10 protein-coding genes and 1 pseudogene are annotated in these 11,303 nt (G+C 50.3%); 5 read left to right on the top strand and 6 right to left on the bottom strand.

Going from position 1 to position 11,303, the window contains the following annotated elements; translation table 11 throughout:
- The 3 genes from L248_RS04175 to L248_RS15770 all read right to left on the bottom strand — a co-directional run.
- On the bottom strand, positions 1 to 709 hold a 709-nt coding region (locus L248_RS04175), incomplete at its 3' end, for an NAD(P)-dependent oxidoreductase (protein ID WP_040534764.1).
- A gap of 139 nt (positions 710 to 848) precedes the next feature.
- Entirely contained in the window at positions 849 to 1,040 is a 192-nt protein-coding gene (locus tag L248_RS16500) for a hypothetical protein (protein ID WP_425423440.1), read from the bottom strand.
- An 11-nt stretch (positions 1,041 to 1,051) separates the two neighbouring features.
- Positions 1,052 to 1,885, bottom strand: a complete 834-nt coding sequence (locus L248_RS15770; RefSeq protein ID WP_155828564.1) for an IS630 family transposase — start codon at positions 1,883 to 1,885, stop codon at positions 1,052 to 1,054.
- A 904-nt stretch (positions 1,886 to 2,789) separates the two neighbouring features.
- Here L248_RS15770 and L248_RS04165 point away from each other — a divergent pair.
- From L248_RS04165 to L248_RS04150, 4 genes are all read left to right on the top strand, one after another.
- Positions 2,790 to 2,993: a hypothetical protein gene (locus L248_RS04165; RefSeq protein WP_040534763.1), complete on the top strand. Its 204-nt coding sequence runs from the start codon at positions 2,790 to 2,792 to the stop codon at positions 2,991 to 2,993.
- Between the two features lie 402 nt (positions 2,994 to 3,395).
- Positions 3,396 to 5,567 (top strand): peptide cleavage/export ABC transporter, encoded by a 2,172-nt coding sequence (locus tag L248_RS04160; RefSeq protein WP_081701209.1) that lies wholly within the window; start codon positions 3,396 to 3,398, stop codon positions 5,565 to 5,567.
- 10 nt (positions 5,568 to 5,577) lie between these two features.
- Positions 5,578 to 6,960 carry a bacteriocin secretion accessory protein gene (locus tag L248_RS04155; RefSeq protein ID WP_022528834.1) on the top strand — a complete coding sequence of 461 codons (1,383 nt, stop codon included), beginning with the start codon at positions 5,578 to 5,580 and terminating at the stop codon, positions 6,958 to 6,960.
- Between the two features lie 116 nt (positions 6,961 to 7,076).
- Positions 7,077 to 7,733, top strand: coding sequence for a stage II sporulation protein M (locus L248_RS04150; protein WP_040534759.1), 657 nt, complete (start codon positions 7,077 to 7,079; stop codon positions 7,731 to 7,733).
- A gap of 665 nt (positions 7,734 to 8,398) precedes the next feature.
- On the opposite strand, the gene L248_RS04145 is transcribed toward L248_RS04150, so the two are convergent.
- Together L248_RS04145 and L248_RS16405 are read right to left on the bottom strand one after the other, a co-directional pair.
- A complete protein-coding gene (locus L248_RS04145; protein WP_040534757.1) occupies positions 8,399 to 8,737 on the bottom strand; it encodes a hypothetical protein in 339 nt (112 codons plus the stop codon).
- Between the two features lie 460 nt (positions 8,738 to 9,197).
- On the bottom strand, positions 9,198 to 9,323 hold the full coding sequence (locus L248_RS16405) for a hypothetical protein (RefSeq protein WP_022528830.1): 126 nt from the start codon (positions 9,321 to 9,323) through the stop codon (positions 9,198 to 9,200).
- A 98-nt stretch (positions 9,324 to 9,421) separates the two neighbouring features.
- On the opposite strand from L248_RS16405, the gene L248_RS04135 reads away from it, so the two are divergent.
- On the top strand, positions 9,422 to 10,693 hold the full coding sequence (locus L248_RS04135; RefSeq protein WP_040534754.1) for an IS1380 family transposase: 1,272 nt from the start codon (positions 9,422 to 9,424) through the stop codon (positions 10,691 to 10,693).
- A 499-nt stretch (positions 10,694 to 11,192) separates the two neighbouring features.
- Here L248_RS04135 and L248_RS16295 read toward each other — a convergent pair.
- Positions 11,193 to 11,303: pseudogene (locus L248_RS16295) on the bottom strand (NAD(P)-dependent oxidoreductase); the annotation flags it as partial.

Raw genomic sequence — 11,303 nt, 5'->3', positions numbered from 1 at the left:
ACAGCTCGTCTTCGTCGGCCACGGACCGTTTCAGCGGCCGCGGGTTGGTCGTATCCAAGGCCCGGGTGACGACGGCGTTGAGCGGGCCCATCTTCATCAAGTTCAAGGTCGTCTCATAGTCAATCCCATAAGCATCGGCCAGGTCCAGCGTCTCCCGGATGCCGGCTTCGGCGGCCATGATACCGACGTTGGTGATGAGCTTCAGCTTCGCCCCATTGCCCAAGGCACCGACGTATTTGACGGTACCGAATAGGCTGAGGATCGGTGTGACTTGGTCCACCACCGCTTGGTCCCCGCCGGCAATCAGAACCAGCTTGCCTTCCCGGGCGTACTTCACGCCGCCGATCATCGGCACGTCCAGCAGATGTGTGCGGGCCGGCATGACGTCATGAATGGCGGTGATTTTCCGCGGATCCAGCGTGGAGGTGACGACCAGCACGCTGCCCGGCTGCAAGTAATGAACGATGCCGGGAGCGGCGGCGGTACCAATGTGCAGGGCAGGGACATCATCCGACATGACCGAAGTGATGACCAGCGGACTGGCTTGGACCGCCTCAGCCAAGCTGTGCGCCGCTGTGATATGGGGGTCGGTGAAACCCTGCAGGCGGGCGGCGTCCTTGTCCCAAATGGTGACGTCGTGGCCGGCGGCGGCCAAGTGCGGCACCATTTCTCGGCCCATGTCGCCGATACCGATAAACGTTATTTTCATAGGAATGGTCCTTCTTTCGTTCCAAAGAGTGCACGCCATGGCAAGCCCTGGCGTCTCTAAGATTATCGTAGCCTAACCCTGGTCAAAGCGCACAAAATTTGTCTTGACGAATATTGTGTTTGTGGAAACGGGGCTAGTGTTAAACAGCGCTGACATCTAGCACATCCCTATTCCTCATATTCCAGGCGCCTTCAGTGGTGAGATGCCAATGAACGGCAATCTTCTTCTGGTTACGCTCCGCACACCAAGCGTTCACCTCACGTCTCAATTCCTCGATTGTGGGAATGCGGCGCTTGCCTAAGCATTGCCGAGTGATCAGATTTAGTCCGATTTCTGCAATGTTCAGCCAGCTGCCATGTTTCGGTGTGTAGTGGATCTCCAGCTTGTTCCGTAACCGTTGGCTTCTGCCGGCGAAAATCGTTTATACAAGGAGCCGATCTGGTGCGTGTTCAGATTGTCCATGACCAAAACAACCTTCTCTGCTTCCGGGTAAAGATCATCCACCAGATGTTTGACCACTTCCGCAAAATCAACAGCTTTCCTGGTTGGTCGCACATCAGTGTACTGTTTGCCGGTTAAAGGTTCGATGAAACCCATAATTGCGCAGTAGCCATAACGGATGTACACGTAATCGATTTTCTGGATACTGCCTGGCCGCATGGGCAACGGTTTGAGTACGTCGCCATGCAGAACTACCGGCTTTTCGTCAAAGCAAATAACTGGTAGCTTAGCACTATACGCGCGCTGATAGACGTCCAGAACGTCTTCCATGTTGGCTACGAAGGCCGCGTCTGCCCTGGCCGGGAGAGCCCAATAGGCGGATTTGTGAGGCTTAATTTGTTTTTTTTTAAGCATCCGCCCAATGGCGTCCCGCTTAACGGGCTGCGCCATCATCAACTTGACCTTTTCTTCCAGCAAAACCAGTGTCCAACGTGCGTGACCGTCAGGTACTGGCTCACAAAGCAGCTGGATGATGCGGGCTTCATCAGCGCCGGTCATCTTTTGCCGGGAATGATTCGAAGCATCGCTGCGTTTCAAGCTCAGGACGGCTTCAATACCCTCTGCAGCGAAGGTGCGGACAGCAGTACTAACTACCGCTGGCGATGTCCGGTTGATCTCAGCAATCTTCCTGCGAGTGAGTAATTCGCCATGACTTTCGTCCGCATCGAGTAAAATCTGGGTGCGTTAGGTCAATGTTTGGTTGGCTTTCCGGCTTTTGATCATCTTAGTGAGGCGCTGGACCTCAGCATCCGTCAAGTTAACGTGGTTTTTGATTGGGCGCATGGTATAATCTCCTTGTCTTTTTCAGACATCATACCAAGACACAGGAGGAAAAGCCATTGTAATGAATATCAGCGCCGTTTAACACTAGTCGTGCGATTAAAAAATGGCGGTGTGCTTTTGTGGAGTTGGCGCAGCCATGAGTGGTCAGTCAGGCTATTGACGATTAACCACGCCAAGCTGCACAAAGCCAGCTGATCAGTTGCCTGTCCGTTAAGCTAATCGCCACCTTGCCCCCTTCTTAACCCGGTTTTAAGGTGTTACAGATATCCCGAGAATGCGGGGCATCGTGCGAGTCTTGTCCCTTGCGACAGAGTTTACAATACGTTTTTTTGTAGCCGCCGGCATGATTCGCGTAGCTGGTCAGCAGCCGCCAAGATGTTACTGGATTGTGCCGGTTATGGCGAGTCGGTAGTCAAGCTTAGAAGAATTGCAATCACATGGTCAAGGAAGTTCAGGATAAATCGACCGCCAAAGCAAAGCTGGGCATCTGGAGATTCTTAATGCGATTAAGATGTCAACGTCTCACAGTCTTAGGCGTAGTTTGCCGCGTGAAGAGAGGCAAGAAACTCAACTATAATGGATGCAGGTGCAGGAATACGCTTCGGGAGGAAGAAGACAGCACTTAAGTAGGGGCAAAGCTGGCTTGGACGAACACTCTATTCGTTAATCCCGAAAAGCGACGGCTTTTGAAATTTAATTTTATGAATTTTTAGAGTTGACATCATCGAAAAAGGCGTGTATCTTTATCATCACCAGTTAGCAACTGGCAATTATTTCACAGAGAGGGCTTGCGATTATGGAAAAAGGTCAATTTCATGAGCTCACTGCCGATGAGCTCCGAGAGGTAAAGGGCGGGATGCCCCCACGGATCATGGGTAACTACGATGGGGACTCTCTGTCTCCTAATAATGGCGGCGGCGGTGGTGCATTTGCCATTGGGGTTGCTGGAAGCATCGTTGGCAACTGGATTTATTCTCACATCAAAAAGTATCTGCCATAAGCAACGGAAACTGCGGTGGATACTTTGTAAGCAGGAGTATAAATGTGTGAGCATTGATATTAAAAGGTCCTTGCTTACATTGGGTACTCTAATACCGGACGTTCTATAAGACGGGACCGGAATGAAGCTCTCTGCACGGGCAGGCTTGAGCGGGGGTATGCTTGGTTAAATGGCTCGGTAGTGAAACTTATCGCAGGAGGCTTGGCTTCCTACAACGAGGCTGATTTTAAAGACGTATTTACGTTCTTTCAAGTCTCTCAATTCGGCTATCACGTTTGAGCAGGTTTTACCAAGCTTGAGGGACATCACCCGTGCCGTAACAGGGGCTTCGTTCTAGTCCTGTTTTAGTGAGGGTATGCCCTATGTATTGTACTCCTAGGCAACTTAAGGGTGGGCAACTCAGTGAATAAGAAGTTCGCAAAATTTTATGTCCCGCAGGTAGATGAGCGTGATTGTGGAGTTGCGGCACTAGACATGATTTTTAAGGTATATGGGTCATTGTCTTCTTTGGCACGACTTCGAACCATTGCAAAAACAGACCTGGAGGGGACAACAGCGTATGGTATAGTCCATGCAGCACAACAATTTGGGTTCGATACTCATACAGTTCGAGCGGATATGTCTTTGTTCGATATGGACAACCTCTTATACCCCTTCATTGCGCATGTTAACAGAAAAGGCAAATACCTCCATTACTATGTTGTCTTTGGTGCCCGCAAGAACTCTATAATTATCGGCGATCCAGATCCGTCAGTTGGCATTATCGAGATGCCTAAAAAGGAATTTGCCGAAGAATGGAGCGGTGTAGCGATTTTTATTGCACCAACACCATCATACAAGCCAACTCGGGAAGACAAAGGCAGTCTCTTGAACTTTGTTCCAGTCTTGGCCAAACACACAAAACTCATTACTCTGGTTGTTGTGGCATCCGTTCTTGGTACTGTGATTAGCATCGCTGGCTCTTATTTCATTCAAGCCATGATTGACACGTACATTCCTGGTGCTATGATGTCGACACTTGGGGTTATTGCAAGCGGTCTTATTTTTGCTTATGCTTTTCAGTCCGTCTTCTCCTATGCCCAAGGTTTCTTGCTCAATGTTCTAGGCCAACGTCTAACGATTGACGTGACCTTGGGGTATCTCCGGCATCTTTTTCACTTGCCCATGTCGTTTTTCTCCACGCGGCGGACTGGCGAAATTGTCTCTCGCTTTTCTGATGCGAGTAAGATCATCGACGCGTTGGCGAGTACGATCATCACCGTTTTCTTGGACGTGTGGATTGTTTTGATCGTTGGCATCGTTCTCTGTGTCCAAAACTCGCGGCTGTTTCTCTTATCCCTGGTCGCTTTACCCTGCTATGTCGTGATTGTTTGGGCATTTAAGGGAAGGTTCAATCGCTTGAACCAGAATACAATGGAAAGCAATGCAATCCTGAGTTCTTCCATTATAGAGGATCTCAACGGTATTCAAACGATCAAAGCAATGACCGGAGAGCATAAAAGTTACGGGAAGGTCGACCATGAGTTTGCTGATTTTTTAAAAAAATCATTCCAGTACAGTAATACAGATTTGCTCCAGCAGAGTATCAAGGCCGCGCTGAAATTAATCCTCAATGTAGCGGTTTTGTGGGTTGGTGCACTATTGGTAATCCACAACCAGCTGAGCTTAGGCCAACTGTTCACCTATAATGCACTACTGGCATACTTTACTAACCCATTGGAAAGCATCATCAACCTGCAGCCGAAGTTACAAATGGCCAAAGTAGCGAACAACCGGTTAAACGAAGTGCTATTGGTTACTTCTGAGTATGAGAGGGAAAGGCCAGTAAAAGATGCGTCTGCAGTCCACGGCGATATTGTGGTGAACCATATTTCCTTTCGGTACGGTTTTGGTCCGGAGGTTTTGCAAGATGTCAATCTAACGATCCCGGAACACCAAAAGATGACGATTGTGGGGATGTCGGGTTCAGGAAAGTCCACTTTAGCACAGCTCCTAACTGGTTTATCAGCTTTAGAGCCCGGTCAAGGTGAGATCAAGATTGGGGACGTCAATATTGACGAGATCGACCGGACCGCACTCCGTCAACATGTTGTCTACGTACCGCAAGAACCCGATATCTTTTCGGGGACCGTCTTTGATAACCTCTTGCTTGGCGTTGAGCGAGATATTCAACCAGCGGAAGTTGAACGGGCATGTGCAATGGCCGAAATCAAAGAGGACATCGAGCGCCTTCCGCAACAATATGCGAGTGATTTGTCGGAAAGCGGCAGCATTCTCTCAGGAGGTCAAAAGCAGCGAATCACGATTGCTCGCGCAATTTTGACAGCCGCACCGGTAATGATTTTTGACGAGTCAACCAGTAATTTGGATACCATTACCGAACGAAAAATCGTTCACCATTTGTTGGGGATGACGGACACAACAATCATTTTTGTGGCTCATCGGTTGACGATTGCAGAGCAGACTGACCATATCGTTGTGCTCGATCACGGAAAGTTAGTGGAGCAAGGCAGTCATGACGCGTTGCTGGCGCGTAAGAACGGCTACTATGCCGCTATGTTTGCCAAGGATTGAGGTGGAGACCATGCAATGGGAAGACAAGGAAAGCTTGGAGACCACTGAGTTTTACAACCATCGGTTTCGTAACTTTGCTACGATGAGTATTGTGCCAGCTACGTTGTTCTTAGTGGAAGTGATTCTCTTTCTCAGTTTTGGTCAACGTGAAATCACCGTACGCACTACTGGCGAGATAACACCGATGCAAGTACCCGTCAGTGTTCAAGCGACGGTTAGTAGCAGTATTTTGGAAAATCATTTGCGAGAAGGACAATATGTGCGCAAAGGCGACACTTTACTTGTGTATCACGACGTGGCCAACTCTGCACAGGTTAAGGTACTTAGAGACCAGGTAGCCCGGTATCAACGCCAGCTTGCCGCGTTAGCCACCTTAAAGACCGGTCTAATTGAAAATACTGACGTGTTTGGACAGACCGATGACGAGTTTGGGTACCACCAAGTTTTACAGGATTATCTGAGCCAACGCAGTATTTACACTCTGGAAGGTCAACAGGACCGTACTGAGCAAGCCAGCACCGGAGAGAAAGCAACGCAAGTGTCAGCCTTGCTCAAGCAATCAATCCAGTCAGTTAATGACGACATTTCGGCGTATAACGTGTTACTGGCAGCTATTCAGAAGGGGCACAGTTATCCAGAGAATGCACAATTTGGTTACATTTATCAAAATTTCGTAACAGATAGTAAGGGCTTAACCGGCGAGGCACTCGACAAAGTACGGAATACGTATGTTACCCAAATTCAACAACAGCTGACCGTACAACAAGAAAGTTTACGTACATTGAGAATACAGCAGGCAAATAGCAGCCAACCGAATACAAGTGCACTCCGGCAACAAGAAACACAAGCGAAGCTTCAATCCTTACAAACTTCACAGTTAAAAAGCACGAGCGATCAAAAAAATCAGGTTAGCCAAACGTTAACAGAGATCCAAGAAAAATTGGCAACGCTAGAAGATCAACAGACAGACTATCGAGTGAAAGCGCCGCGTAGCGGTACCCTGCACATTGACGGAAGTCAGTTGGGAAAAAAGTATGTTCCAAGCGGAAATGCGTTGGCCGAGATTTACCCTGTCATTACGGATCAAAGAATGGTGACCATTACTTTACCAGTATCCGCAAACGAAACAATAGGTGTTAAACGCGGGCAACGTGTCCGATTACGCATTGCAAGAAACGTACCAACACCAATCACTTTAGACGGAATAATCAAGGCCATCGACATTGCCCCCACAATTACCAAAAACGGGAATTTTTTTCAAGTGACAGCCAGAGCGCAAATAACGTCAAAAGAAGCCAGTATGCTGCGATATGGGATTGATGGCGATGCCTCCATTATTGTTGGTAAGAAAACTTACCTTCAGTATATCGTCGATAATTTAGTTTCTCAATAATAGTGACTAATTAAGTTCAACGACATACATTCCTCGTTTTGCAAATACGTGATCGCTATGTCATGGGCGGAAAACTATCCAAATATAATTTAGGCAATCAGTGGAAGGAGACAAACATGTTTTTAAGACAGCTGTCCAAAAAGGTGATCACAAACTGGATCATCATTGAAGCATTCATCTTGTTCTGCGTCCTTGTAGCGCTTTTAATTTATCCGATTTTTGGTCAACTCGGCGTATGGCGCGCTCTTATCACACGCATACAGATGCCCAACGCGGGGGCACCGCAACCAGAGCTATGGCATGGGCTGAGTGAAGTTGCCGACATATTTTGGAATAATCTAAAAATCAACATCGCCGTCTTCTTGTTAGGCTCTGTCACCTATCACTGGGCTGTGAAAACCAATCTGGTGATCTGGCTTCCATTGGTAAACTGTATCTTTTATGGGATTGTGATAGCGTCAATCATTTTGAAGTTTGGACCAGAAAAGGGCCTTTCTTCAATGACTGTTTCACTTTTTCCACATGGCTTTGTGGAGGACCTCTCAATATCTGCATCGGTTACGTTGGCGGAATCGTTGAACAACGTACTGCTATACCGCCACGGGTGGGAGCCAGCTCATACTTGGCTGGCATTACCCCCGGAGGCTCTTTTTGTTAACAAAGTCACACCGCGAAGAATGTATTGGCGGGTGATTGCTGCATTCTCTATCGGTGTGCCAATACTCACTTTGGTGGCAGCATCACTTGAAGTGTTTGTATCGGCGGGAAATTGAGCTTTCGCCAATAGAGGGCACATTCAATACAATGCAATCATCCCAGCCGTCGCTGATATGTTGACAGGATACCACTTCACGAATACTCTCATGTGAGCCGCCGCCTTCCGCCGCTCTAAGACTCCGCATACACGTACCCATATTCTAATGCTTGTATGGCCATTGGCGCATAGGCTTTCATCTTGTTCAACCTGAGAACCGCTCTTGCCAGATCACATTGTACGGACTGCTAGCTGCGGCCGGCGATTCACCCGCCTTAAATGCGGCAGGGACAGCGACGTGCGACAGCGGTCGCTTACCATGCCATATCTCCACCGCAGCAGGTAAGACCATGGTCAACTGCAGCGCCTCCCGCGACACCGATAATGGCGCTGTTTCCTTTGTAATCTTCTGGGGGCGATAGGTTCGCGTACCAAATGTACCGTGCTCATTTCGCCGGACCGTAAACTGCACCGGGTCTACGGTATGGGCTTTCCCGGCGACCATCAGGGTCAGCCGGTCACCGGTTACCGTCAGTGTCCATTGTTCGCCCCTCAGCAGCGTCGTCACTGCAGGGGCAGTTCGGCCAGGGCCTGAATCGCGAGCTGCAGCGTGCGCGGGGGGGGAGCCCACGGATTGCGGTATTTGCCGCTGGGCGCTCACTGCAAACGGACCGCTGTCGTTGGCTAACCAGCTGCGCCACGGAGGATGAGCGGTAAGCCGTCTGCTAAGCCTTGGGGCCGGTGCACCCAGAACACCGAACGGTGCCGATTCGCCGCCGTAATAGGCAGAACCGTCTCGCCAGTACTTACCTCCGTCAGGTCGTTGAACGGCTGGCAAAAGATGAGCTGCAGCCGATCGACGGTGACGGTCACCCGTTCCAAACGATGCAGCTGCGGTGTCTGATTCAATCTGAATAGGCCAATGGCCCCGGCGACCAGCGTGATGGCTGTCTCGGCGACTTGGGTCAGCTCGCCAAAAGTTAGCAGCGGCCGCGCCGCCATGGCTGTCAGCGCAACGGTCAAAGTATAGGCTTGGGCCTGGGTCGGTGGGGATTACGCAGGGCCAGGAAGCTCTTCTCCCCTTGGACCAATAACCGTAGATACTGCTCTGCGTGTCCGGGCCCAGCAACTGGACGTTTTGCAGCAAGTTCTGGTGGGGCTGGGCGAGGCGCAGGACATTGCGGGGAATGAACCATTTCTCATCGTCCAGCATACTGGGGGAGTAATAGAGCTCAATGAAGTGCGGGCCGCGGAAGATGTTCCAATAGAGGTACTTGGCGAACTCAGCAGCCGTCATTGTGACAGCTTGGGCAGAGACGATGCAAATGGGCTCATGGTTGTAAAGCCGCACCGGCGGAAATTGGAGACCAGCCCCGTGCGGAATAGGGCGAAGTAACACCGGTCCCGGCCGGCGATGCGGCGGTTGGCAGGGTCGCCGACACCAAGCTGAGCATCGTCACCTGTATTCTGCAGCAAACGCTGTTCACCCACTGGAGCAGCCAGGGCTGAGCGGGACGTAGCCGGTGGCGTTGATGAATAGGTCCTTGCCTTGTTTGGGCTGGGCCGCCGATACGTTATTGAGCATTTCACCCAGCGGGTGAAATGTCATGGGATCTCTGTGCTACACTTTAAGCGACTAAACCAAAGGCAGAGGAGAGATTCCATATGAATAACATACCGACAATGGCGCTTGAATGCAACTCGAAAATGTCCGTTTCAGCGGATGGACCTGACATCACTTCCCTCGGGGGGATGTTCAACGTCGCTGAATTTATGAACAAAATCCAGTTCCCGCAACTGGTCGATGCGCTTTTCCAGCCAGTGGATAAGCGCCGATACTGCAAGTACACAAACACAGACCTCGTGTGCCACTGTGCGCTACGCTTGATTGCTGGGTACGACAAGGATTCTGCCGCGAACCAGCTCGCCAACGATCCGTTGTTGAGTAATTTGGATTTTATCGGTCCAGTGCCACGACAAACCGATATTTCTCGTTTTATTACCCGCGTTGGCAATGATCAAAACGGCCGGCGTCAGTTACACCTGCTCAATTCAGCGGTGGCTAGGCAATATGAAGAGCGGAACCCGCATCGGCGGATCACTGTGGACATCGACTCGACCCACCTGGATACTTTTGGCAAGCAAGAGGGCAGTGCCTGGAACTCACATTACAAGGCGTATGGTTATCACCCCTTCGTTGCGTATGACGCCCAGGCCAAGCTGCTGCTCAGTGCTGTCCTGCGGCCAGGAAACAATTACACGTCTCTGCACGCTGAGGACTACGTAGAAGCTCTCCAAAGAGAGTATCCTAACCACCAGCTGCTCTTTCGCGGCGACTCCGGCTTCGCCAAGCCGGCCCTCTACGAATCGGTGGAGGAGCACCATAACCACTATGTGCTGGCTTTCAGCCACAACACCAAGATCGATAATGACGCCGTCGGTTTCTTCAATGCGGATACGGCGTTTCAAGTGCAGGCAGCACCCAAGACCAAATATTACGAGGAACAGTACCGGGCCCACACGTGGGGTGGCCACAAGCGCCGCATGATCATCTGCGCCGAGCAAGGGGTCAATGAGACCGTGCCGTATTACCTCTACTACGTAACGAACATGACGGTGCCTGCCCGCCGGGTCGTGGAAATTTATCGTGCGCGGGGGACTATGGAGGATTACATCAAGGAGAGCAAGAACGGTTTTGCCATGGCCAAAACCGACAGTCACCGAATGGCCGACAACGAAGTGCGCATGATGATGGGCGTTTTGGCTTACAACCTGACCCGTTCGATGGCCTTGCTCACCTTGCTGAAAAAGTGGCGGGACAAGCTGGTGGCTACGCTGCGCACCCATATCTTTTACGTTGGTGCGGTGTTGACCAGCCACGCTCGCGGGCTTCACCTTAGCCTGGCGCAGAGCGATCCCGATAACGCCTTGATTTACCGAATCTGGAAAAAGATCCAGCGGCTCGACTTCGTGGTATGACGGCCACCCGTGCATGATAAATAACAGAATCAGCTGAGCAGAAGGTCTGCAAAAAACTCCCTTTGTGTACGTAAAAATCAGTTAGATGCTCGTGACAAGCCCCGCCACTGCCCCATTTTTAGAAACAGGGCCCAAATTTCCAAAATTCAGCTACTGATCTGGACCAAATCTGCTTGTTTAACCGAACTAATCCAGGTTTTGGTCAAGCCGTGCATAATTTAGGTTCAGGTTACTGCTGGACGGAGCTGCTTCTGCGTTGGACTTGGCTAATCGGGAGAATGTCGCAAAGCTGATTTTGATCATTATCCTGGTGCGATCATTAGTGTGATGCACTATGTGGATGCTAGAGCTTACCAGTATTAAGATACATTGATCACGATCGCAGATGGGCATATTACCAACATCAAAAACTTAGTTTAATAGTTGCATCATGACAAACGCCCTGCTTCAGTTTGTGAAAGCAGGGCATTTTGGGTAGTTTGGTTCCTGACAACCGGGACTATTTATCCTTCGGCAGCGCTGTGTTCTTGTTGATAATATCGATGAACTTGGCCTCGCGCTGAACAGCGTCGACGGCGGCCTGCAGCCGCTGGCGGGCGGCTTCGGCCAA

It is taken from the genome of Schleiferilactobacillus shenzhenensis LY-73 (assembly GCF_000469325.1).
Lineage (GTDB): Bacteria > Bacillota > Bacilli > Lactobacillales > Lactobacillaceae > Schleiferilactobacillus > Schleiferilactobacillus shenzhenensis.
This window is presented reverse-complemented; position numbering and strand designations above follow the sequence as displayed.

What these genes read in the sequence shown, in the direction of transcription:
- L248_RS04150 (WP_040534759.1), top strand. Translation starts at nt 7,077, where the DNA reads ATGTTTTTAAGACAGCTGTCCAAAAAGGTGATCACAAACTGGATCATC.
- L248_RS04155 (WP_022528834.1), top strand. Translation starts at nt 5,578, where the DNA reads ATGCAATGGGAAGACAAGGAAAGCTTGGAGACCACTGAGTTTTACAAC.
- L248_RS04165 (WP_040534763.1), top strand. Translation starts at nt 2,790, where the DNA reads ATGGAAAAAGGTCAATTTCATGAGCTCACTGCCGATGAGCTCCGAGAG.
- L248_RS16405 (WP_022528830.1), bottom strand. Translation starts at nt 9,323, where the DNA reads ATGACATTTCACCCGCTGGGTGAAATGCTCAATAACGTATCGGCGGCC.
- L248_RS04135 (WP_040534754.1), top strand. Translation starts at nt 9,422, where the DNA reads ATGTCCGTTTCAGCGGATGGACCTGACATCACTTCCCTCGGGGGGATG.